General features: G+C 47.7%; 20 protein-coding genes. 11 read left to right on the plus strand and 9 right to left on the minus strand.

What is annotated here, in order from left to right:
• Positions 1–36: 36 nt before the first annotated feature.
• Together ACFWMP_RS23955 and ACFWMP_RS23960 are read right to left on the minus strand one after the other, a co-directional pair.
• Complete coding sequence (locus ACFWMP_RS23955) at positions 37–3,057, minus strand: DEAD/DEAH box helicase (protein WP_379424874.1); 3,021 nt, start codon at positions 3,055–3,057, stop codon at positions 37–39.
• A complete protein-coding gene (locus ACFWMP_RS23960) occupies positions 3,054–4,697 on the minus strand; it encodes an SWIM zinc finger family protein (RefSeq protein WP_379424875.1) in 1,644 nt (547 codons plus the stop codon). The genes ACFWMP_RS23955 and ACFWMP_RS23960 overlap by 4 nt, the downstream gene beginning before the upstream one ends.
• A gap of 342 nt (positions 4,698–5,039) precedes the next feature.
• Between ACFWMP_RS23960 and ACFWMP_RS23965 the strand changes: the two genes are divergently transcribed.
• The 4 genes from ACFWMP_RS23965 to clpB all read left to right on the plus strand — a co-directional run bounded on the left by ACFWMP_RS23965 (position 5,040) and on the right by clpB (position 10,155).
• Positions 5,040–5,507: an Hsp20/alpha crystallin family protein gene (locus tag ACFWMP_RS23965; protein WP_076299931.1), complete on the plus strand. Its 468-nt coding sequence runs from the start codon at positions 5,040–5,042 to the stop codon at positions 5,505–5,507.
• Positions 5,508–5,682: 175 nt separating this feature from the next.
• Entirely contained in the window at positions 5,683–6,690 is a 1,008-nt protein-coding gene (locus ACFWMP_RS23970) for a DnaJ C-terminal domain-containing protein (RefSeq protein ID WP_379424876.1), read from the plus strand.
• 541 nt (positions 6,691–7,231) lie between these two features.
• Entirely contained in the window at positions 7,232–7,375 is a 144-nt protein-coding gene (locus ACFWMP_RS23975) for a hypothetical protein (RefSeq protein WP_379424877.1), read from the plus strand.
• 149 nt (positions 7,376–7,524) lie between these two features.
• Positions 7,525–10,155 carry an ATP-dependent chaperone ClpB gene (gene clpB, locus ACFWMP_RS23980; protein ID WP_341059018.1) on the plus strand — a complete coding sequence of 877 codons (2,631 nt, stop codon included), beginning with the start codon at positions 7,525–7,527 and terminating at the stop codon, positions 10,153–10,155.
• A gap of 59 nt (positions 10,156–10,214) precedes the next feature.
• Here clpB and ACFWMP_RS23985 read toward each other — a convergent pair whose 3' ends face one another.
• Positions 10,215–11,855: a glycosyltransferase family 2 protein gene (locus ACFWMP_RS23985; protein WP_379424878.1), complete on the minus strand. Its 1,641-nt coding sequence runs from the start codon at positions 11,853–11,855 to the stop codon at positions 10,215–10,217.
• A gap of 335 nt (positions 11,856–12,190) precedes the next feature.
• Here ACFWMP_RS23985 and ACFWMP_RS23990 point away from each other — a divergent pair, with 335 nt between their 5' ends.
• The 6 genes from ACFWMP_RS23990 (at position 12,191) to ACFWMP_RS24015 (ending at position 18,112) form a co-directional block, all read left to right on the plus strand.
• A complete protein-coding gene (locus ACFWMP_RS23990; RefSeq protein WP_379424879.1) occupies positions 12,191–13,807 on the plus strand; it encodes an ABC transporter substrate-binding protein in 1,617 nt (538 codons plus the stop codon).
• Positions 13,808–13,876: 69 nt separating this feature from the next.
• The gene (locus ACFWMP_RS23995) at positions 13,877–14,827 is read left to right on the plus strand and encodes an ABC transporter permease (protein ID WP_042123467.1); all 951 of its coding nucleotides are present in this window, start codon (positions 13,877–13,879) and stop codon (positions 14,825–14,827) included.
• A gap of 4 nt (positions 14,828–14,831) precedes the next feature.
• Positions 14,832–15,677 (plus strand): ABC transporter permease, encoded by an 846-nt coding sequence (locus ACFWMP_RS24000; protein WP_042184173.1) that lies wholly within the window; start codon positions 14,832–14,834, stop codon positions 15,675–15,677.
• A 15-nt stretch (positions 15,678–15,692) separates the two neighbouring features.
• Complete coding sequence (locus ACFWMP_RS24005) at positions 15,693–16,712, plus strand: ABC transporter ATP-binding protein (RefSeq protein WP_379424880.1); 1,020 nt, start codon at positions 15,693–15,695, stop codon at positions 16,710–16,712.
• The gene (locus ACFWMP_RS24010) at positions 16,702–17,622 is read left to right on the plus strand and encodes an ABC transporter ATP-binding protein (protein ID WP_143759515.1); all 921 of its coding nucleotides are present in this window, start codon (positions 16,702–16,704) and stop codon (positions 17,620–17,622) included. The genes ACFWMP_RS24005 and ACFWMP_RS24010 overlap by 11 nt, the downstream gene beginning before the upstream one ends.
• Before the next feature lie 34 nt (positions 17,623–17,656).
• Entirely contained in the window at positions 17,657–18,112 is a 456-nt protein-coding gene (locus ACFWMP_RS24015) for a hypothetical protein (RefSeq protein ID WP_042184176.1), read from the plus strand.
• A 75-nt stretch (positions 18,113–18,187) separates the two neighbouring features.
• Here ACFWMP_RS24015 and ACFWMP_RS24020 read toward each other — a convergent pair whose 3' ends face one another.
• Complete coding sequence (locus tag ACFWMP_RS24020) at positions 18,188–19,021, minus strand: hypothetical protein (protein WP_042184178.1); 834 nt, start codon at positions 19,019–19,021, stop codon at positions 18,188–18,190.
• A gap of 224 nt (positions 19,022–19,245) precedes the next feature.
• Here ACFWMP_RS24020 and ACFWMP_RS24025 point away from each other — a divergent pair, with 224 nt between their 5' ends.
• The gene (locus ACFWMP_RS24025; RefSeq protein WP_042184180.1) at positions 19,246–19,842 is read left to right on the plus strand and encodes a TetR/AcrR family transcriptional regulator; all 597 of its coding nucleotides are present in this window, start codon (positions 19,246–19,248) and stop codon (positions 19,840–19,842) included.
• Between the two features lie 82 nt (positions 19,843–19,924).
• Here the strand turns inward: ACFWMP_RS24025 and ACFWMP_RS24030 are convergent, their stop codons facing one another.
• The 5 genes from ACFWMP_RS24030 to ACFWMP_RS24050 are packed head-to-tail and all read right to left on the minus strand — an operon-like array spanning position 19,925 to position 24,211.
• The gene (locus ACFWMP_RS24030; RefSeq protein ID WP_042184182.1) at positions 19,925–20,791 is read right to left on the minus strand and encodes a metallophosphoesterase family protein; all 867 of its coding nucleotides are present in this window, start codon (positions 20,789–20,791) and stop codon (positions 19,925–19,927) included.
• Between the two features lie 52 nt (positions 20,792–20,843).
• Entirely contained in the window at positions 20,844–21,185 is a 342-nt protein-coding gene (locus ACFWMP_RS24035; RefSeq protein ID WP_379424881.1) for a DMT family transporter, read from the minus strand.
• Entirely contained in the window at positions 21,182–21,970 is a 789-nt protein-coding gene (locus ACFWMP_RS24040; RefSeq protein ID WP_379424882.1) for an HAD family hydrolase, read from the minus strand. The genes ACFWMP_RS24035 and ACFWMP_RS24040 overlap by 4 nt, the downstream gene beginning before the upstream one ends.
• 14 nt (positions 21,971–21,984) lie before the next feature.
• Positions 21,985–23,331, minus strand: a complete 1,347-nt coding sequence (locus ACFWMP_RS24045) for an ABC transporter substrate-binding protein (RefSeq protein ID WP_379424970.1) — start codon at positions 23,329–23,331, stop codon at positions 21,985–21,987.
• A gap of 34 nt (positions 23,332–23,365) precedes the next feature.
• On the minus strand, positions 23,366–24,211 hold the full coding sequence (locus ACFWMP_RS24050; RefSeq protein ID WP_149646299.1) for a carbohydrate ABC transporter permease: 846 nt from the start codon (positions 24,209–24,211) through the stop codon (positions 23,366–23,368).
• Positions 24,212–24,213 lie beyond the last annotated feature (2 nt).

The following is a 24,213-nucleotide window of genomic DNA, read 5'->3' on the forward strand; positions in this document are numbered from 1 at the left end:
GAATGTTCCTTTTGATGGTCGTTGCAAGCGTTAAGATTAGTCTGTTAAGCCTCGCCGTAATGTAAAGAGGTCTTTCAAAGCCTCAGTAGACAGCTCGGTAATCCAGCCTTCGGAGCTGGAGATGACATTATCGCTTAGCTGCTGCTTACTCTCTAGCATCTCATCAATCTTTTCTTCGAGCGTCCCGAGAGCGATGAACTTATGCACCTGTACATCGCGCGTCTGGCCCATCCGATAGGCGCGGTCTGTCGCCTGATTCTCAACGGCCGGATTCCACCAGCGATCGAAGTGGAATACGTGATTGGCTGCGGTTAAGTTCAGACCGACACCTCCGGCTTTGAGAGAAAGGATGAATACATTCGGCTGATCAGACGGTGGTGCATCTGGACGTCTGGACCCTTCGTCCGCGGAAGGCGCAGGCGTCTGGAATCGCTCAATCATTCGGTCACGCGCCTGTTTGGAGGTGCTTCCGTTCAAATAAAGGACGGGCTCTCCCAGCTCCTGCTGTAGAACAGCCTGAAGCATTTTTCCCATCCCGACATATTGCGTAAAGATGAGACAGCGCTCATCCTCTGCACGCAGCTCCTTAACCATATCCAGCAGCCTTTCAAGTTTAGAGGAACGGTTAATGAGTATACTGGTATCCAGTTTGTTGTCCGAATCCGTTTCAGGGAGGGCCTCCTTAGTCACAAGCATCGGGTGATCACATAGCTGCTTAAGTCCGGTCAAAGCCCCAAGAATGGCGCCCTTACGCTCAATACCTTCCAACTTCTGCATACGGTCGAGCAGTCCGTTTACGGTCTGGTCATAGAGCGCAGCTTGTTCAGCTGTCAGATGGACATAGGTCTTCATCTCGTTTTTATCTGGAAGATCGAGCTGAATGTTAGGATCCTTTTTCTTACGGCGTAGCATGAACGGCTTCACGAGATTCTGTAAGTCCGCTGTACGCTTCTCGTCGCGTTCCTTCTCAATGGCATTACTGAATCGGTCGTTAAAGGCTTTGGCGCTACCCAGATAACCTGGGGTTATAAAATCATAAATGGACCACAGCTCAGATAATCTATTCTCAATAGGTGTTCCTGTCAGCGCAATCCGGTGTAAAGCCGGGAAGCTGCGCACAGCTACCGACTGCTTCGTTTGAGCATTTTTGATATTCTGTGCTTCGTCCAGGCAAATCGCCGCCCAAGTGAATTCCTTCAGCAACTCCTGATCAAGCGCTGCAGTCGCATAAGAGGTGAGTACCACGTCAGCTTGCGAAGCAGCACCATAGAAGAATCCTGCGTCCAAACGGCGACTTCCGTAGTGCAGCATCACATTCAAAGAAGGCGCGAAGCGCTGCAATTCCTTCTGCCAGTTGCCCAGCACGGAGGTAGGGCAGATGATCAGAGCAGGCCAACCCGGAGGGTCGGTCTGGCGACGGGATGAGCTCGGATCGGTATTTTCTTTGATATGAAGTAAATATGCGATGAGTTGGACGGTCTTGCCAAGCCCCATATCATCGGCTAGACAAGCCCCCAAACCGAATTGACGCAGGAAAGTCAGCCAAGCATATCCTTCATGCTGATAGGTGCGTAGCTCTGCCTGGAGTCCTGCGGGCACTGGAGGCTTCGGCCACTGTGAGCGCTGGCCGAGCTGACCAATGAGGCTGATCAAATGCTCGTTTAGCTCTACCTCGAGCCGCAGGCGCGCAGCATCCTCTTGAAGCTGCTCTTCTGTAGCCTCAGCATCAGCTTCCTCACTCGCTTGCAGCAAATGAAGCTGAAGCACATCTTGGAAAGACAAGCCTTGCGACTTGTCCATACCAGCCATGGCTCTTTGGATTTGCGCCAGCAGCGCGGGATCGAGCGAGACCCATTTGCCTTTGAAGCGGACGAGTCGTTCTCCTCTTGCGACCAGCTCGGCAAATTCAGCTTCGGTGAGGTCGACGTCGCCGATGGAGATTCGCCAATCGAAATCGATGATCGAATCGAGGCCGAACAGCGACTCGCCGCCGCTGCGTTTGTCCTCGCCGGAGCTGATCTTGGCGCGCAGGCGCGGTTTTTTCCGGCTGGCGGCTTCCCACCACGCCGGCAACAGCACTTGCCAGCCTGCTTCCAGCAGCCGCTGGCTCTCGGCGGTTAAGAACCGCCAAGCGATGGCATCGCTGAGCGGTTCGGCCAGCACGTCGCCGCCCGCCGCGAAGCGCTCGGGCGGCAGACTGCCGCGGAGGCGCTCCAGCCATCCCGCGGCGCGTTCGTGCACGTGGGCCGACCATGCTGTCGGCCACAAGCCGTGCGGCTCGCCATCATCGGCGAGCCTGATGGGAACAAGCGCGGATTCATCGCGCTTGTCCTGAAGGATCAGCTGCAGCCGCCAAGGGGATTCATCCCCTTCCGGCTCCAGCAGCTGAAGTGCAGGCCGGAAAGGCGCGGTATCCGCCTTCCAGCCAATGGCGATAAGCCATGCAGCGGTATCCATGCCCGCTGCAAGAGCCCCGCTTCTATCGAATAGAAGCGGGAAATCGCTCCGGAGGTCGCCTGCTTCGGCCTCCGTGCTGTAATACCTCTGCGATACGGCGGCGGAGAACGCCGCGCGTAACCCACGGCTAAATTCGCTGCCGTCATTTAGCGCCTCAAGAGCCCCTTTGGCAGTGTCATTATCCACTGCCACCTGCGCCAAAGCGCCCTCATCCCAGGTCCATTGCAACCTCCCGGCACGATAAGCGGAGATATCGGGAATATACTGTTTGTGCTCCAGACATATAGCCAGAAGTGGCGCCAGTTCAGTCAGGTGAGCCGCATCGCCCTCCCAGTTCCATTCGATGTGCACCAGCAGCTTCTGCTCTGCAAAGAAAGGGATGACCTGCTCCGCAGGTAGAATCACTAGCTCTACACCTTCACCAGCTGGTTGAACCGTTAACTCCGTTCCATAAAAAGACGCCTCATGCCAGGCGAATAACCGCTGTTTAAGCTGCAAACCGGGCACGAGATCTTCTCTTTCATTCAATCCGTATAATAAAGCGTCCCCATACTGGCTTAATGCAAGCCGGATGGTCAGCGTGCGCAAATGCATGTTCATGGTATTAGCTTTCCTTTCCGAAGCTCCTCTTGCAGCGCACGGAGTCTGCTGTGCTTTGTGGTGAAGGCAATGAGGAACTCTTCCCACCGTTCTTCTTGTTTCATTTTTTTATACAGCTTGGATAATCGCTTCAATAGTTTCACAGCCGCCTTGTAGCTATGTCTATTCTTATCCAGCACAAATCTTTCGACGGCCTGATGGTAGAAGGGGAGCAGAACTTCAGGTGCGTTTTTCTCCATAGGCTGGAGGTCTGTAACACGAAATTCGGAAGGCAGCTTACCGATGGACAGTTGATAATCCATCCATGTCTGCCATTTTTCATAGGTAATTAACTTCTCTTCGTATACTTCTCCAGAGATAGGTAACATGGTGGCTAATGTATTCCACATTTGCGGCTCAGCTTCAGGAAGATGGCGAACGGCCTCTTCCCATCTGTTCGAATAGTTATTCAGATTATAGAGTCTGCTGCTCAGCAGTGGACCGATCTGAGCAAGCCAGCCCACCAAGCGTGACCATTCACCTGCATCCAGAAGCGGGGAGGTGAAGCTCATAAGCTCATCAGGATGGAGACCTGGGCGCTCGGCAGCTTTATTCAGTAATTCCCATGCCTTTGGGTCATCCTTCAGATAAAAATACATGCGGCTCTGGGCTAACAGCCACGCATGGCGTGACAGGGAAGCGCCTAATTCACTTTCTGCCTGCTGAAGCTGTTTGATTTCATCCAGATAAAGCTTAGTTCCACCGGTATTCGGATAAATCCAGTTTCTCCACAGCAGGTCATAGCACAGTGAAAAAGAGGGCTGATCCCGCAAGCGATCGCGCGACTCCGTCAACATCTCACGCCGCAAGTAGGAGAGGGTCTCGATGATATGCGGCCACAGATCGTATTCCTGCTCTTGCTCGGGAGACAGCGGGAGTGTGCTTTTTAACAGACGTGTGATTGCTTCCTGTAGCTCAGAGACCGCTACTTGCGTGTAATAGCCGAGTGATGAGGTGAAGGCGACCTGACCGGGTAGATTGGCGGAAGGCTTAGCCAGCTTTTCTAGAAGAAAAAGATGGGCATGCAGGGTAAATAGCTTGTCCATTTCCGGTGATAACTTCGGCTTAAATTTAGTAATGGAAGATAATGCCCGATCCACATATTCAGGATTCCGAGTGGTATGTGCTAGAGGCGTGATGCAGAACGCAAAATACTCGCGCCACTCCGTGATGCCTCCGTCAGCGATCCGGCTGGCATGTTCTTTTAGCTGCTGCTGGTGCTTTCCATCAGTTCCGACAGGTGAACTACTTGATGTTTTTGGGAGAAAAGATGCGGCTTTGGCGTTAGCTAGAACTTGTACAGACCTATTCTGTTGTTCAGCAAAACTGAGCAGCACAGCGGCCATATGCTTGCAATGACCTGAAACAGGACAGTTGCAATGGCACCGAGTGAAGCTGTCCAGATCAATAGTAACGCGGTAATCCTCTCTACCTTCAACAAGGGCATTGATCTTAGATGGCACCGTCATAGTGAACGAACGAATACGGCTTTGCTTATAATATTGGAACCCTCGTTTGAGGGTGAGGTCATCGAAATAATAGGCGACATTCTGGATGAGCTTACTCCACTGCGTATCATCCATAGTATAGGTTGGTTGCATACAATTGGTCTCCCGTAAGAAAAATGGTCGTTATTTGACCTTCATTATATCATTTCTTTTTGAGTAGGATGTTTTGGCGATGTAATGAAAGCGAAATTGCCGGCTTGTATGGAACGTGGGGCCTAAACATATACTAATCGTGCTGAATTTTGAAGTATAGATCAAACAAAGGTCAAAAAAGGTCAAAACATTAAAAACATTAAAATTTGCAGCATTAAATCAGCTGATTTGCCTGAATTTGACCGAAAACTGTCTTAAATCGGTTTTGTTATTCCTCTGGCAGAGGAATATAATAAGGTCATAGGTCAAATAAAGTCAAAGTCAATGAGAGGAGAATGGATAATGTTTGATTTGGTTCCTTTTGGTAAACGTAGAGATGATGCTTTTGGTATGCTAGCTAAGTCTTTGAATGATGTTTTTAATGATGATTTTTTTGCACCGATCAAGAGCTCCACGATGTCCTTCAGAACGGATATTCGCGAGAGTGAGCAGGCTTACCTGATTGAAGCTGAACTTCCTGGCTTTAAAAAAGAAGAAATCGACATTGATTATGCCAGCCCTTACTTGACGATTAAAGCGGTGCGGAAGGAAGAGAATGCGGAGGAGAACAAGGATCATCAAATTGTACGTAGAGAACGTCGATATGGTGAATATGTTCGCAGATTCTATGTTCAGGATATTGCAGTGGAAGAGATTCGCGCGTCTTTGAAAGACGGATTACTGAAGCTGGAAGTTCCAAAACAGCAAAAACCACAAGGGAAACGCATTGAGATTCAAGACGGAGATTCTAGCGCTTCGCAGTCTGAATAAGCATAATTTAGGCGGTAATAGTTTCCGCTCAGCATTTTAGAGATAGGCAGCGAGCTTTTAATATAGTGTTATGAATAAAAGGCGCATTGTAGTGGAGGATTCCGGCTATGGTGCGTCTTTTCTCGGAATCGTACGATGAGTTGTATTTAATCAAGCGTTGAAAGGAGGAATCCGAATGGCTAACAAAAGCTATTATGATGCTTTGGGCGTGAGCAAAACAGCAACTAAACAGGAAATTAAAAAGGCTTATCAAAAGCTGGCCAAGAAGTGGCATCCCGATGTGAACAAAGCCTCTGAGGCAGAGGCGAAATTCAAAGAAGCGGCTGAAGCCTATGAAGTGCTGGGCAATGAGGAGAAACGCAAGCTTTACGATGAGGAGCTGCTTTATGGGGCTCAGCGTGGTAGAGCTGGTGGAGGTGCGTCGAGCGGGGCCTCTTCGTGGGATTCAAATTTTGGTGGAAACTGGAACGGTGGGACTTATTCTGCAGGAGGTTCTGGCATTTCGGAGGAAGATTTGTTCGGAATGTTTTTTGGGAATCGGGGATCGGCGGATCGCGCTGGCTTTGATTTCTTTTCTAGTAGTGGTAGTGGGCGTTCGAACGGCAATCCATGGGGTGAGGCGCGTAGTTCGACGCAGGCGCAGCTGGATATTACGTTGGAGCAGGCTTATAAGGGAGCAACTGTAAGAGTGCAGATCGGTGATAAAACTGTGGACGTTCAAGTTCCCCCGGGTTCTAGTGAAGGCACGATTTTAAAAATCGCAGGAACCACTCAGAGTGGCATAGCTCCGGGTGGCGATATACTGCTGGCACTTCATATTCTTCCTCATGATATATACGAGCTTCAAGCTGGCGATTTATACGGTGTAGTTGAAGTTGCTCCATGGCAAGCGGTATGGGGTGGTGAGGTGAAGGTTCCATTACCGGGTGGCGGTGCTGTGAAATTGAAGATTCCTGCAGGAATTCAAAGTGGTAAAACGCTGCGCATCCCAGGCAAAGGTTTGAAGCGTGAGAATGGTGCGAACGGTGATATTTTATTTGGTATTGAGATTGTTGTCCCTGAGCCAACCAGCGAAGCGGAGAAGAATTTGTACCGTAAACTGGCTGAATCCAGTAATTTCGAGGCTAGAGCTAAACGTCAAAGCGCTAGTGCGCAGCGTCCGAAGGCAAAAGTGGGTAATTAATAGGTAGGTAGAGGTAACTTTGTATGTTCGTGATCGATTTTGGCTGGTGAATATGGTGAATAGAGTGCTAGTAGTAGAAAAGTAACTTAATTAGAAACTAACTATAGTAGAGACCTGTAAGAAGTGTCGGGAAAAGGAAGGGTAAAAGTGTTCTAAAGGTGCCGATTTCGGCTCGATGAGCGAAAAGAGGGGTAAAAGTACCCCAGAATGCGCCAATTTCGGCTCGATGAGCGAAAAGAGGGGTAAAAATACCCCAGAATGAGCCGTATTGGGCTCGATGAGCGAAAAGAGGGGTAAAAATACCCCAGCATGAGCCGTATTGGGCTTGATGAGCGAAAAGAGGAGTAAAAATACCCCAGAATGCGCCGGATTGAGCTCGATGAGCGAAATGAGGGGTGAAAATACCCCAGATCGTGCCGAATTTGGCTCTGTGAGCGAAAAGAGGGGTAAAAATACCCCAGAATGCGCCGAATTCGGCTCGATTAGCGAAAAGAGGGGTAAAAATGCCCCAGAATGAGCGAAATACGGCCCATCCGTCCAAATGTACGGTATTAATCCCGCAGATAACGCCAAATGGGGATCATCCGTCCAAATGAACGGTATTAATCCCGCAGATAGCGCCAAATGGGGATCATCCGTCCAAATGAACGGTATTAATCCCGTAGATTATGCCAAATGTGGCTGATCACCCGAAATGTACGGTATTAATCCCGCAGATAACGCCAAATACGGCCCATCCGCCCAATTCAACGGTATTAATCCCGCTAAATTAATCTATCCCGGCCAAAACGGCCGATCCTATATAACATTCCTAAATAGAAAGGTGAGAGAGCTATGGATTTCAATAAACTTACTCAAAAGCTGCAGGAAGCAGTGGCTGCGGCGCAGTCGCTGGCTTCAGAAAGCGGACATCAGGAGATCGATAATCTCCATCTGTTAAAAGCGTTACTCCAGCAGCAAGAAGGCTTGCTGCCAAGATTGCTGCAAAAGATGAACGTCCCCGTAGCTGAGCTGCTGCGCAGCACGGATGAACTGCTTCAGCGTAAGCCGAGCATAAGCGGATCAGGGGCAAGCACAGTACGGCGTTATGCCTCGCAATCGCTGATCCATCTGCTGGAACAGGCGGAGAAAGAAGCGGCGAAGATGCAAGACGAGTTTGTTTCGGTGGAGCATGCCGTGCTGGCCATGGTGTCGGATTCGAGCAGGGATAATCGTGAGCTGCGTGATCTTTTTGTCAGTCGTGGATTAACACGCGAGAAGCTGATGTCTATACTTGCTGAGATTCGTGGGCATCAGCGTGTAACGAGTCGGGAGCCGGAGGCTACTTATGAGGTGCTGGAGAAATACGGACGTGATCTTGTAGCAGAGGTTCGTGCGGGTAAGATCGATCCAGTCATCGGACGTGACGCTGAGATACGTCGTGTGATCCGAATTCTGTCCCGTAAAACGAAGAATAACCCTGTGCTGATCGGAGAGCCAGGTGTAGGTAAAACAGCGATTGTGGAAGGCTTGGCTCACCGGATAGTACGCAAAGACGTACCAGAGGGGCTGAAGGACAAGACGATTTTCTCGCTGGATATGAGTTCCCTTGTAGCAGGTGCGAAATTCCGTGGTGAATTCGAGGAACGCCTGCAGGCGGTACTGAGGGAAGTTCGTGAAAGTAACGGCCGTATTATTCTTTTTATTGATGAGCTGCACACGATTGTAGGTGCAGGGAAAACTGAAGGCTCGATGGATGCGGGCAATATGCTGAAGCCGATGCTGGCTCGCGGCGAACTGCACTGTATCGGTGCTACAACGCTAGATGAATACCGCAAGTATATAGAGAAGGACCCTGCGCTGGAGCGCCGTTTCCAACAGGTGCTGGTCAGCGAGCCGGATGTAGAGGATACGATCTCCATTCTACGCGGTCTGAAGGAACGGTTCGAAGTCCATCATGGAGTCAAAATCCATGACAGCGCCCTCGTCGCTGCAGGCGTTCTGTCTAACCGCTACATTACGGATCGTTTCTTGCCGGATAAAGCGATCGACTTAGTGGATGAAGCCTGTGCCATGATCCGTACGGAGATTGATTCCATGCCGGGTGAGATGGATGAAGTGACCCGCCGTCTGATGCAGATGGAGATTGAGGAAGCAGCGCTTAAAAAAGAAACCGATGACGCCAGCAAACGCCGTTTGGAAATCTTACAACGTGAACTCGCCGATCTCAAGGAGAAGCAGCTTGGGATGACCGCACGTTGGGAGAAGGAAAAGTCAGCGATTCAAGGCATCCGCGACCTCAAAAAACGGCTGGAGCAAGCCCGCAAGGATTTGGTCGATGCACAGGAGGAATACGATCTTAATAAATCAGCCGAATTGAGCTATGGCATCATTCCTGATCTAGAGCGGCAATTGAAAGCAGCGGAAGAAGCGGCACAGCAGGATCAGGATACAAGATTATTGCGTGAAGCTGTAACCGAGGAGGAAATCGCAGATATTGTGTCGCGTTGGACGGGCGTTCCAGTTAGCCGACTGGTTGAAGGCGAACGGGATAAGCTGCTGCGTCTGGAAGAAACGCTGCATGAACGAGTTGTGGGCCAAGATGAAGCTGTCAGCTTGGTGGCCGATGCCGTGCTTCGGGCAAGAGCCGGGATCAAAGATCCGAATCGGCCGATCGGTTCCTTCCTGTTCCTCGGTCCGACTGGGGTAGGGAAGACGGAGCTGGCTAAATCACTCGCGGTCTCTCTCTTTGATCGCGAAGATGGCATGATCCGTATCGATATGTCGGAGTATATGGAGAAGCACAGTGTTTCTCGCCTAGTCGGTGCACCTCCGGGATACGTTGGATATGAGGAGGGCGGCCAACTTACAGAAGCTGTACGGCGTCAGCCTTATACAGTAGTGCTGCTCGATGAAGTGGAGAAGGCCCATCCCGATGTATTTAATATTCTACTGCAGTTGCTTGATGATGGACGTCTGACCGATTCGCAGGGCCGGATGGTCGACTTCAAGAACACGATCATTATCATGACCTCAAATATCGGTTCACCACATCTGATTCAAGGCACCGATGAGAAGGGTCAGCTTACGGAGGCTGCCAAGGATAGCGTAATGAAGGAACTAACTGGTCATTTCCGTCCAGAGTTCCTGAACCGGGTTGACGATATTGTGATGTTTAAGCCGTTGACCCTGGGCGAGATCGAGAAAATCGTGGACAAACTGGTGGACGGATTACGTTTACGTCTTGCTGACCGGGAGATTGGTCTTGAGTTAACTGAACCCGCGGTACGTTTTATCGCTAAGGAAGGTTTTGATCCAGTGTATGGGGCGAGACCGCTGAAACGCTTCATCCAGCGAAGTCTGGAGACCCGTGTGGCACGTGCGATCATTGCTGGAGAAGCAGCAGAAGGTACGGTGATTCAAGTAGACGAATCCGGCGGCGGCCTGACGGTGAGTATTATAAAGCCAGATGTTGATACTATGTAAAAATAAAAGGCGTCCACAAAGCCACTAAGGTTTTGTGGACGTCCTTTTTATGATTACCCTCATTCCACCCAAGGTATTAAATGAGGGTGTTCATCCAGAATGGACAGGTATTGCTCCTTCCAGCCGTATTGGCCATCGGGATCAAGGAGCATGTAACGCAGATATTTTTCTAAGCGGAATTCTGCCTTCGACCAGCCTAGATGCTTGAGTCGCAAGTTGCTTAGCTGGTGGGGAAGCTCGAAGACATTCTCCGGGAATCGCCCACAGTGCTGTGGAGATTCATTCCATACATAGTTGAAGTCTTCTTTATAACGAAGCAAAAAAGGACGGTAATTCAAATGAGAGCGCCAGTAAATATCTTCTCTGTAATGGGTGGCGTTCCATAAATCATAGAGACGGAAACAGAATAAATCGACCTCGTCAGCATACAGCAGGGGTTCGATATTTGCCGCGAAGCTCGCTTCAAAGATTTCGTCTGCGTCCAGACTCAGAATCCACTCGGGCTTCGTCTTCAGAACCTCTTCCCATTGCTGCTTTCGCAGCTCGATTTCATTGCTGAATTTGGAAATGGTATTGTGCACGAGATGAACGGGAATGCCTTCAAGCACCTCCAGGCAGATAGCTGCTGAATTATCGGTGCTGCCATCATCGATAATGACGGCCTCGTCGATGTATTTGCGATGCTCTTCCAGAACCTGCCGCAGAAAGCGTCCACTTTCATTTTTCACAACCATGGTGAGGGTTAGCTTGGGCCGCTTTCTGGCTGGGGGGACTGTCTCCTTGGAGCTTTCGTTGTCTGGATTGTCTATTGTGGGTGTCGGCATTACTGATGCAGGTAATTCGTCCGTAGATGAACTGTTCTCAGTATCAGTGGCTTCAGCTTTGGTCTCCGTAGTTTCTTTGATAAAATCCTCTACTTTACTCAAATCACTGTCTCTATACAAGTGTAGCGCCGGATAATGGGTATCGACGAACAAGGGGATGCCAAGGGCAGCGGCACGAATGCAGAAATGACGGTCTTCTCCCCAGTATGAAATGTTGCGAATTTGATTATAGCTGACTCCAGCTTTTATCGCATGCTGACTAATCAATGTACAAGCCCCGAGTCCGCCTACCTCATAGATTCCGGGAATCCGCATCTTTGCTATGAATTCATGAAATCTGCGATTAATCTCCTCTGGTTGCAGTTTTTCACCGGGCAGTAGCTCCCACTGATTGTATTCGTCGTGCATCCATACCTGCGGCTGAAACATAGTCTCTGGCTGCCACTGTGTCCAGAACACCTCTGAAATAATATCCTTGTTCGTACCTATTAGATGTCTGAGGGTATCAGGATGGAGGATGAGATCAGAGTCTATAAGGAATAAATAATCATAGTTCAAGGTTTGGGCGCGGTTGATCATGAGATTTTTAAAATTGGCTACTTTCCAGACTAAGTTGGTATTCCAAAAGTGGGTAGTATCATTGCGAATATACGCATCGTGAAAGCCGGAGCTCTGAAGATAAATATGATCACCCATGCTTTGGAATTCCTGGAGCAGCCGACTTGACTCCTCATCATCATTATCATCAACTAGATGGAAATCCAGCTCAATATCGGCAATATTCAGACGAAGCAGGGAATTCAGAAATTCTTTTAAAACCATAGGCTTTTGGTGGATTGGACTGCCAATTAATACGCGAATCTTGTTTTCCGTCATTGCCGCCTCCTTGGGGAACGCCCCTCTTTCCTTGGATGATCCTTATGTTCTCAATATATTTACAGGAGAGCGGCAATAATCCTTATTTTTCAAAGTTCTGTAAAGTAAATGAATGTTAGATGTATTAATTCGTAACAATCTGCTGTACAATAACCGAATAATTAGATACAGATGACAACATGAACAGCAAAGGATGAGCGCTATGGATAAATCACCAATCGATTCCCTCAATATTACATTAATGTGAAATGCTATCCATTGTAATTCCTAGTATTCCGATATACAATATAAAAAAACACAAGCAACGCAGAACATAGAATACGGGGGAGAAACTTATGCGTAAAGGATTATCTGGAGTTATTACTTTGATTTTGTTAACATTTTTGATTAGTGCGTGCTCCGGAGGGAACACCGCCACTTCTACAAATAAAAATCAGACACCTGCTACTAATGATGGAACGACAGCAAGCACTGAGATAAAAGATGGAGGCAACTTGATTATTGGAGTCGCTGCTGATCCTGTTATTCTAAATCCGAACTACGCGGGTGACCGTGTCAGTCTTACGATTGACCAAGCGCTCTATGCTCCACTGTTCCAAGTAAATGATGGTAAGAAGACCTTCTACTTGGCAGACAGCCTGACCCTTTCAGAAGATAACCTGACTTATACGTTGAAGCTGAAAAGCGGACTGACATGGCATGACGGAGAAAAGCTTACTGCTGACGATGTCGTGTTCACGATTGATAGCATCCTCGATGAGAAGCAAAACAGCATGTTGAGAGCGAACTTATTCATCGGTGATAAACCCGTTAAGGCCGTTAAGGTGGATGATCTGACCGTAGAGTTCAAGCTTCCGCAGGTCAGCCCAGCTTTTGAAGCTACACTAGTGCAAGTATTTCCGATTCCAAGGCATATTTTTGAAAATGAGACGGATCTAGAGAAAAGCACCAAGAATGCTAATCCTGTTGGATCTGGACCATTTAAATTTAAAGAATATAAAGCGGGCGAATATGTTACATTAGAAAGATTTGATAACTACTTTGGCGGCAAGCCACATCTTGATTCTGTTACGTACCGGATTGCTAAAGATACGAATGCTGCGAACCTCGCACTTCAGAGTGGTGAGATCAACATTAAATATCTAGATCCACAGGATGTTGGAACGATTGAAGCTTCGAACAATTTCGAAATTCTTCCTTATAGTGAAGGCCGATTGTCGTACCTGTTGTTCAACGCGAACAGCGATAGAGGTGCTCTTGCTAAAAAAGAAGTTCGTCAAGCCTTGTCTCTAGCACTAAGCCGTGATGAAATCATTCAGGCTGCTTATTCCTCTAGCGAGTATGCTGACCCGGCGAAGTCATTCTTGACTCCGGATGCATTGTTCTATACTAATGACGTACCTTCTTTCGATAATGATGTGGAAAAAGCGAAAGAGCTTCTGCAATCGGCAGGGGTTAGCGATCTGAAATTGAGATTGATTGTATCGAGCGGTAATAAAGCTCAGGAAGCTATTTCACTATACGTGCAGCAAAAGCTAAAGGCCATTGGCGCTGAAGTTGAACTGCAAAATATGGATGCCTCGGCATATGGCCAGAAGTTCAGTGATATGAATTCAACAGATTTTGAACTTGCGATTGCAGGTTATATTATGGGTTACGATCCTGATGCTTACAGAATTTTGTATACTTCTACTGCTGACTCTAACTACTCGCATTATAATAATGCTGAAGTCGATAAGTTGTTCAATGAAGGTGCAGGAGAAGCAGATGTGACTAAACGTGGTGAGATCTATAAGAAGATCCAAGAGATCATTGCTGACGATGCACCGATTTATCCAATTGCTAATACTAAGACTATTGTAGCTGTCTCCAAGAACTACGGCGGTCTAGAAGAAGCAGTCTTGAAGCCTGTCGTTATTTTTGAAGATTTATCGAAAATCTACCTTAAATAAAAACGGGAAAAAGTAAGCTGGGTTATCCAGCTTACTTTTTTACCGATACAGAACTGGGAGAATAAACGTATGAGACAACTTATCGTCCGAAGATTACTGCAAACCCTGCCGATGTTGTTTTTTGTTTCGGTTGTGTGCTTTGCGATGATTAAGCTGGCTCCGGGGGATCCGGTATTATCCTTCGTTACGCCGAATATGCACGCAGATGATATTGAGCGCATCCGGCATAACCTTGGGCTGGATAAGCCAGCCTACATTCAATATTTAATCTGGATTAAAGAAATATTGCAGGGGAATTTCGGTTATTCCCTAGTGAATCATCAGCCAGTATTGGATCAAATTCTAGAACGCCTGCCTGCAACGGCAGGTTTGATGGGTTCTGCGATCGGTCTCGCTGTTTTGCTGGCGATTCCACTCGGTCTTATTGCTGGAGCAAACCGGAACCGCTGGGTAGATAAGCTGATTAATTTCTTATCCTATGTCGGAATATCCGTGCCTTTGTTTTGGCTTGCCATCTTACTAATGTACTTATTCGCGATTAAGCTGCATCTGCTTCCTATTATGGGGATGCGAACGATTGGTGTGGAATCGGCGTTTGATGTATTCAAGCATGGTATCCTGCCTTGCACCGTGCTTGCTTTTGGATTCTTGGCTGGTTATGTGCGATACATTCGCTCTAGTACCATTGGACAGCTAAAAGAAGAGTACGTGCAGATTCAATATGCTTTTGGATCTAACAAGACAACAATTCTGTTCCGTCATGTAATGAAGCATGTGTTGCTTCCTGTAATTACATTGCTCGGGATGTCTATGGGTGATCTGGTGGCAGGCGCAATTGTTACAGAAACAGTATTTTCATGGCCAGGTATTGGCTCTTTGGGGATGACTGCAGTTAAAGGGATGGATTACCCCGTGATTATGGGAATTACTCTATTCTCCTCTTTAATGCTGATCATCGGTAATCTGGTCGCGGATATTCTATATAGCTTCGTGGACCCACGAATTAAATTAACGAGGTGACCTCATGAATCGCAGTAAATGGAAAAGTGTTGGAGATGAGCTATTTACGAATAAATTGGGCGTCGCAGCCCTCATTACTTTAATCATCTTCTCACTGGGCTCTATATTTGCTTTTTTATCTGGACATGATCCGAATGCGATGGATGTTCTGGCACGTCTGAAATCGCCGGGAGCCGATCACTGGTTCGGGACGGATGACTATGGCCGGGATTATTTTGCCCGCGCATTGTATGGTGGCCGGGTATCACTGCTAGTTGGCTTTGCTTCAATGATCATTGCTACAGGTATAGGTGTGACGGTAGGCGTAATCAGTGGATTCTTTGGCGGATGGGTTGATAATCTTCTCATGCGGATGCTTGATGTAGTGCTGTCCATTCCTTCTTTCTTAGTTCTGCTGCTGCTTAGCGTATTTCTGAAGCCGAGTGTTGGGAATATCATCATTATTATTGCTCTATTAATGTGGATGAATATCGCCCGTGTCATTCGGGCAGAGACGATGACGATTAAGGAACGCGAATATGTACTCTATGCAAAAGCCTCCGGACAGAGCAATTTCGGAATTATTTGGCGTCATATTCTTCCGGGGCTAGTGCCTGTTGTCATTGTAGGTGCGACGAATAATATCGCTTCGGCGATAATGATGGAGTCGTCCCTAAGTTTCCTCGGGTTCGGGGTACAGCCTCCGAATGCGACTTGGGGCAGTATGCTTAACAATGCGCAGGGATATATCGCTCAAGCGCCATATCTGGCTTTATTCCCTGGATTATTGATACTATTAACGGTACTGAGCTTTAATGTTTTGGGTGATATTTTGCGGGTAGGCTTTGAACCGAAGCTGATCCGAAGATAGGAGTGTGAAGACATCATGACGGAACGGCTATTGTCTGTCGAGGATTTGAAGGTTTCGTTCCATACAAGGGACGGAGAGAATCAAGCAGTTCGCGGCGTTAGCTTTCATATAGATGCTGGTGAGACGGTAGGAATCGTCGGAGAATCTGGTAGTGGGAAGAGTGTAACTGCCAAGGCGATTATGTCGTTAATTACACCTCCGGGTAAAATTATCGGTGGAAATATTAATTTTCGGGGTGAGAATTTATCGAACCTTTCGGAAAAAGAGTGGAGAAAGCTACGCGGCAATCGTATAGCAATGGTGTTTCAGGACCCCATGACCTCTCTTAATCCTGTAAAAAAAATCGGCCAGCAGCTTACGGAAGTCATCCGTCGGCATCGGGGTTTAAATAAACAAGAAGCGCTTAAAGAGGCAGCAAGCATCTTGCGTCAGGTAGGAATTAATAATCCTGAACAGCGGCTGCAGCAATATCCGCATGAATTCAGCGGCGGGATGCGCCAGCGGGTCATGATCGCCATGGCTCTTTCCTGTAAGCCAGAGCTATTGATTGCGGATGAGCCGACAACTGCGCTCGATGTAACAATACAGGCGCAAATTCTCGATCTTTTTAAAGAGTTGAAAAATAATACCAGTACAGCTGTAGCGCTCATTACCCATGACTTGGGTGTGGTAGCACAGGTATGTACACGGGTTATCGTAATGTATGGTGGACTTGTGATGGAGGAGGGCACGGTAGAGGATATCTTTTATCGCCCACAGCATCCTTACACGAAAGGTCTGCTTCGCTCGATTCCAAAACGTGACGGCAAGTCGCGGGAACGCCTTGTCCCTATCGAAGGCACACCTCCGGATTTGCTGAATCCTCCTTCGGGCTGTCCATTTATGGAACGTTGCTCTAATGCTTTTGCCCGTTGCAGCGAACGTCCTCCAGTCATCGAATTATCGCCTGGCCATCGTTCGATGTGCTGGCTGGCAGACGGTGTGCAGGAGACTCCAGCCGTAGCTGGTGTTGAAGGGAGCGGTTCTGTTGAGTGATAATAAGATTCTAGTGGACGTAAATAATCTGAAGAAACATTTCTCCAAAGGCAAGGATATATGGGGACGTAATACATCTGTGCTTAAGGCGGTAGATGGCGTAAGCTTTCAGATTCGTCAGGGGGAGACCTTTGGACTGGTCGGAGAGTCGGGGAGCGGCAAGTCCACGGTTGGACGCTGCTTGCTGCGATTGTATGACTATACAGATGGTGAAGTGTCTTTTGACGGGCAGCCGCTGAGCAAGCTTGGAGAGAAGCAGCTTAAGCCTTTTCGCAGACGAATTCAATCGATCTTTCAAGATCCATATTCCTCGTTGAATCCAAGCCTGAATGTGCTTGATCTGATCAGTGAGCCTATGAAAATCCACGGGATCCACGAAGGCGACGAGCGTATAGAGGCTGTTGCGGCACTGCTGGATAAGGTGGGTTTAAAAAGAGAGCATCTTTATCGCTTTCCTCATGAATTCAGTGGCGGGCAACGCCAACGGATTTCGATCGCTCGGGCATTATCTGTGAAACCTGAATTCGTAGTGTGCGATGAACCAATCTCAGCGCTGGATGTATCTGTTCAGGCTCAGGTAGTGAATATGCTGGAGGATTTGCAGTCGGAATTTGGGTTGACCTACCTCTTTGTTGCGCACGATCTGTCGATGGTACGGCATATTTCGGACCGGATTGGCGTGATGTATGGCGGTCGTCTCGTAGAAGTAGCCGAAAGTGACGAACTATACGAGAACCCTATTCATCCTTATACGAAGGCGCTGCTATCTTCGATTTTGGAGACGGACCCTAAGCGGGCTAATCAGAGAATTATTTTAGATGGATATTCGGCAGAGTACGGCAGGGCTGAGACCTCTACATTGCAGGAAGTTAGTCCGGGTCATTATGTTGCTTATGATTTCACGGAATAAGTAGAATCTATATACAGGTATGGGGGGAATCAGGATGTCAGACAGTTTGAACCGGGTAAAGTTATCCCAGTGGGATGCTTTACTGGTAGAATCACTTCGCGCTTTGGGCTGGTCCAATGAGGATATTCTTCGTAAAGTGGCGGAGGGCGATTTGCCCGTTGACGAGAGTGAATACGAATTTGATTATAAGCAGTTGACCACTTTACAAGCGGAGCAGCCAGAATTGTTCGAGCAAGCGGTGAAGACAGGCTATCAGATCAAGTACAACACGATTCGTGGCATTCGTAGCTGGATATGGGTTGTTCTTGGTAAAGAGGCAGAGTTGGAGCTTGAAGAGGGTAAAGAAGCCATAGAAATAGTATTGACGACAGCCGAGAAGAACCGGCTGGAATCTGTGCTGTCATTCGGCTGGCAGATTCACGGTGGAGCCGGCGTGGAAGACGGTGCCAGCGCTAACGCAAGCTACCGGATCGAGCCGATTCAACGATAGCCTCTCCGAGCAGAGAAGAAATAAAGAAAGAACGCCCTTACCTTTTCCTCATGGAAAGGATAAGGGCGTTCTTGGTTAGTTCACTTCAATCCGGCCACGCCGGAAGCTGATTTCTGCTTTGCCGGTGTGCAGCTGCCACATATGCCAGAATACAAACGGAACAATCATAATAAAGTTGATGATTCCCCAATAGTTCATGACGTCTGCATTGTACCACGATGAAGCATCCATTAGTGTCGGGAACAGGCTAACGAAGCAGGCACGTAGAAGTAGATGTGCCGCTAATGTATAGACCCGCGCAATGATGTAGAGTTCTGGGCGGCGTTTGATGATGGGATAGAGCTCGGCTGCGAGAAGAATGCATAGCGAGCTTGCAAAGAACTTCGGACTCTCGGCATAGACGAAGGCTGCATTCCAAGTTGTATAGAGGAAGTTCCAGCCGATTGTCGTATATGCAATGAGATCGCCGTGTGATTCTGTAGATATTTTCCAATATTTTGGCGCAAAAGGGATGGTTATACATAATAGGAGGCCGGTAAGCGCATTGAACGTATTCCCCATCGTAAAGTCTTTAATGGTCGCTTCCATGATATTAAGGAATAGAACGCCATATACGAACCACAATACCCAATCCTTCTGTAACCCATTCCAGAACGGTCCTTTTCGTTTCTCGTAGTTAGCAATACGAATGAATCCAACAAATATCGTTGGAAGAATTACACTTAAAATCTTGGCCCACCGAAACCAGCCTTCGACACCGCCCATAAGCCATAAGGGAAAGGTTAGTAAAGAAGCAATCCAGAACCAGTGGGCAAACTTATAATGCTTGCGCATGATACTGACAACAATAAGAAGCAGAACTATGTAGCCGATCATACTAACGCCGTACTGCCATGCAGGAATATCCATGATAAACCTCCTTTTTTGTGAAAGCGTAATCAATTTGTGCCGATACTGAGCTTCAACCCTACAAAGCTTGGTTAATTCATAAACATAACAACTGTTCGGTTTTATTGTATTAGGAATTAATTGGTTCTGTCTGTGCTAATTAACACACAAAAAACAAAGTAGATTCAGTACTCTTTTCATATAAAAATAATTCGCAACAAGCGATTTAGTTGGGCGGGGAGTTTATGTCTGAGGATAAAAAATTACATATTATTGAGGCGACGAATCGTGTTATCTATCGAATGGGTATTGCGGGTACGACTATGCGGAGAATTGCCGATGAAGCCGGGCTTAGCACGGGGGCGTTGTATCATCATTACAATAGTAAAGAAGAGATTCTTTATGATGCGATGGATCGCAGTCTATCCGTATCTACGAGAATTGCCGAGGAGGTACAGCAAGGGAAGTATAGCCGCGGGGAAGTTATTGAGCAAATCAGCGAGAATGTGAAAGATCGTTTTAACAAAATAGATGACAATCGAATGCAGTTCTATCTTGCCCAGGAAGCGATACTCGGGAACGAGGAAATCTCCAATCAATTGAAAGTTAAGTATAAGAAATGGATTGGTCATACCGAGGAGCTGTTACAACGCTTGTACGAAAAACAACCCGGGAAATACAATAAAGCCATTGCCTCATTGCTGATTGGAGCTATTGACGGGATCGTTATGCAGACGCTGCTGGGTGTGGCGAATACGGATGATATTGAAGATATTTCCGAGGTATACCACAAGCTTCTTGTAGAAGGCATTCCGAAGCTGTTAGCAGCATGGGATGAATAACGCAGAGCGTGGCGGTACGGCTAATCCTTCTGCGTGTAATTCACAGAATGAAACTCCCCGCAGCTTGCTGCGGGGAGTTTCATTATACGTTTACTGCTGTATAAGCAACCTCATATTGTGCAGCTTCAATCCAGGTTCCTGTCTTAAAGTCTCTGCCCCGGACAAGCACTTTATCTCTATATACTTCCACATAGAAGCCTTGGCTGCCTGTCTTATGCTTATCTTCGTTTGTCCAAAGGTAGGCGACAGAAGCAGCATTAAACATCGTTGCCATCTCTCCATGGCCAGGGTGCATAGTGTTGTCTACCTCTAGCTCCCAATGGGTGTGACCAGTGAATAACAAGGTCTGGGGGTGTCTCGAAAGAATCTCTTTTAATTCCTTATCTTGAGTGACACCATACCAATCTTGTGATTCTAACGATCCAGCTACTGTATCTTTAAGCGGTTGATGCAGGAAAAGAAAGATAGGCTGATCCGGTGAAGCTTGCTCCCCAAGCTTATGCTCCAGCCAATCAAGCTGCTTAGAGGAAAGATGACAGAATTTAGGCAATCCTTTTTCTGTACCTAGAAAAATAAAATGATAGCCATTAATCCAGTGATCATGATAGGGTCCAGACATTCCAGTCTGTGACGTATACATCCCTAAGCGAGACTTCCAAATCCCGAGGCCTACATCATGATTACCTAAAGTGAAAGTAATGTCGGGCAAGTCAGCCTTATGTTGATTAATGATACGAAGCATTTCTTTATATTCAGCAGAAAAACCATGGTTTGTGACATCACCGATATGCATAATCCCACTGCTGCCTTTTCCATGTGCGGCTATATCACGGAGCGCCAGCTCAAAGTTAAGATTGTACTCATGATTTCGGTCAGCGGTGACATGCGTATCCGTGATGATCTGAAAGGTAATAACAGGCTTCTCTTCAGGTAATGTGTTCGCACTCATGTTTAGGCATCCCCCTTCATCGTATGAATCTATGAAACACTCTTGCTGTTCACTAGTGCGTCTTCCCGCTAATGTTCAGTCCTATGATCCCGGTTATGATAACGGCTATCCATAGTAGGGAGGACAGGGTTAGCTTTTCTTCGAAAAATAGGGCTCCTATGAAAGAAATGAGGATGATTCCCGCCCCTGACCATATCGCATAAGCAACGCCTACCTTAATAGAGGTGAGGGCATAATTCAGGGAGGTGAAGCTGGCTCCATAGAACAGAAACATGAGCACGGAAGGCCAGAGCTGAGTGAACCCCTGAGATATTTTCATTGAGATGGTCCCTGACAGTTCGAACACAATCGCTAGCATCAGAAACATCCATGCCCATATTCCTTCTATTTTCACAGGGAAGTAACCTCGATGCTGAGTTCAGCGTAAGATCGCACAATGAGATCTGCATCCGGGAGAATATGCGACGAAGCACTAATGTCTTCATTTTCAGTGATACCTATAGCTACCTGCACACCCGCTGCTTTAGCCATTCGCATATCCCCATTAGTATCACCGATAACTGCTGTGTGCGCGGGTTCAACGGCCAACCTTTCGCAGGCAAGCTGCACCATGTCGGGGAAAGGTTTACCCTGATCCACAAGGTCTGTTCCAATTACCTCGGAGAAATAGTGCCGTATGCCGAGCCATTGGAGATGTTTCTCTGCAGCATCTGTTTCATCTGCGGTCACCACGGCGAGAGGGATACCAGCACTCGCACACTCATCGAGAAAACGATGAATACCCGGCAACGAGTGAACGGGGCGTTTCTTTTCCAACATAACATCCGCTTCCAGACGGCACTGATGAACAAGCTCCATGGACTCTGCCCACGATAAACCTTGCAAATAACCCTGCCATGACAGGATGGCATAGAGATCACTCATAGTCCCCATAGCCAGGGGTCCGTTCCGATCATAATCGGTAATGCTTCCTTGGGCATTGTGTATAGTTCCCATTAATGCAGGGAGCTGTTCTTCTGGAATCTGTAGTCCTCTTTGCTTCATATCCTTCGTGAATCGCTCTAAAAAACACTCGCCCCAGCTGCCCCAGAGGGATACGAACTGGAGCAGCGTACCATCCTTGTCGAATAGAATAGCTGCTACAGCGTATCTGCCTTGTGGCGTGATGAGCTCAGACATGAACTCCACCGCCTTTATTTTAGTTTATCAAGCGCTGCTTGCGCTGTTTCCTGTGCTTCCTTAAGTGCCTGTGCTGCAGGAATATTCTCAATTTGCACCTTATCAGCGGCGATTTTCAGCGCATCGTTGATTTTGCCGCCAGTAGGATCTTGGAATGGTGCAGAGCCATGAGAAGCTTGCATCAACGGAACCTTAATCTGTGGATTGCTTTCACTGAATGACACAAACGCCGGGTCTTGCAATGCGGATTGGCGAACCGAAATATATCCAGTATTAATGGACCAAGAGGCAGTATTCTCGGCATTTGTGAAGTAGGTTAACCATTTCATAGCCGCTTGTTTCTCACTGTCGTTAGCTTTAGATAGAATGCCGGCCATCAGTGCTTGGGCTACGGGTTTGCCCTCGCCAATCCCTGCCCAGCCTGGCTGCTCCATAGCAGAAACAATGTTAAAGTCGAGGTCACCTTGATCGCCACTGGAGCCGGTGTAGCCTGCGGATTGATTCTTCATTACATCATCAATTGTTTTGTACCAATATTCCCAGCCTTGACCCCCTGAATGAATCCGCATGATCTTATCCTCGTGGATCCATTTGCGGAACAAATCCCAGGTTTCGATCCACTCTTTAGAGTCGATCATGACTTGTTTCCCATCCTCGCTAAGAATAGTGCCTCCTTTGCTGAGCACGGCATCAATCATGTTCCCTGAACCCCACATAGGCTCCCAACCAAAGAAGGTGGTTTTGCCGCCGTCTTTCACGGTCATTTTCGCAGCTGCGGCAGCTAGGTCTTCCCAAGTCTTCAATGTGCTCGCATCAATTCCGTTCTTCTCAAAAGCATCTTTGCGATAGTACATAATCTGTGTTGTTCCATACATCGGCAGGAAGTATTGCTTGCCATCAACCTGGCCCTGATTTAGAAAGGTTTGGACAAAATCCTCTTTATTAAAATCTGGCTGCAATGCCATAAGCTCATCTATCGGAGCGAAATATCCTTTGCGGGCCCAATCTACATTTGAGGAGAGAGCAGCAGCAGGCACTTTTCCTGTAGCAATCGCCGCTTGCAGCTTCTGCTCGGTTTCAGTGTAGTCTGCCTGCGCGATACCTTTGACAATGACCTCTTGCTGAGAGGCATTAAATTTCTGAATCAGTGCCTCCATATTCTCACCAAGCTTACCGCCGAGACCATACCAGAACTCAATCGTTACCGGTGCATTTTGTGTAGGCGCAGCCTCTGCGGAGGGGGAGGAAGAAGCTCCATTTGCCGCTGTAACATTATCTGTATTCGCATTTCCTCCACAAGCTGTTAACATTGTAAATCCGGCAACCAAAGATAGGGCGGACAGTCTCTTCAATACGTTCATCATCATTCTCCTCTTATTAAATAGAATAGTTAGCTTATCCTTTGCTGGAACCAGCGGTCATGTTGACGCTTTGCATGATCGTTTTCTGAGCTAGTAGAAATACTAGCAGCAACGGGGCGATGGTGAATGCGCTAGCGGCCATGATCAGCGGCCATTTCAATCCGTAAGCACCTCCTTGAGTGAAGAAACTACGCAGACCGGCCGAGACCAGCTGTAGATTAGGATCTTTGGTGATGAGCATTGGCCAGAAATAGTTATTGTACTGATCAATGAAGGTGATCAGGGCTAGCACAGCAAAGGAAGACCGTGTAATGGGTACAAGAATGGTCCAGAGAATCCGCATATGCGAGGAACCATCCACTTCTCCAGCCTCTACCAGCTCATGGGGAACCTGAAGGAACGCTTGCCGAATTAGAAAGATGGAGAAGACACTTACACAGTTAGATAGAATCAACCCGGCATATGAATCCAGTAGATGAAGCTGGGACAATACCAGATATCCGGGAAGATAAACGGCGGTGGCAGGGACCATATAGCCGAAAAGAATGACACCTGCGAACAGCCCTCTGAAGCGGAATTTCATATGCGTAAGCGCATAGGCCATCATCCCGGAATTTATCACCTGCAAAATAACAATAGAGACGGCGACAAATACGCTATTGCCCATATATCTAAAGAAAGGGGCTTCGTGCCAGGCGGCTGAAAAGTTACTCCACAGCGGCTCTTTCGGCCAGATCGTCGGCGGAGACTGCCAGATTTCATCATTGGTTTTTAAGGCGCTGGTGACCATCCAATAGAAGGGGAAGGCCATGATCAGTGCAATAGCTGCAAAAAATAGATGGCGGGCCAGTTTGCCCACTCGTACGGTCGTGGCATTCATCA

This window comes from Paenibacillus sp. NPDC058367 (assembly GCF_042723305.1).
Lineage (GTDB): Bacteria > Bacillota > Bacilli > Paenibacillales > Paenibacillaceae > Paenibacillus_AQ.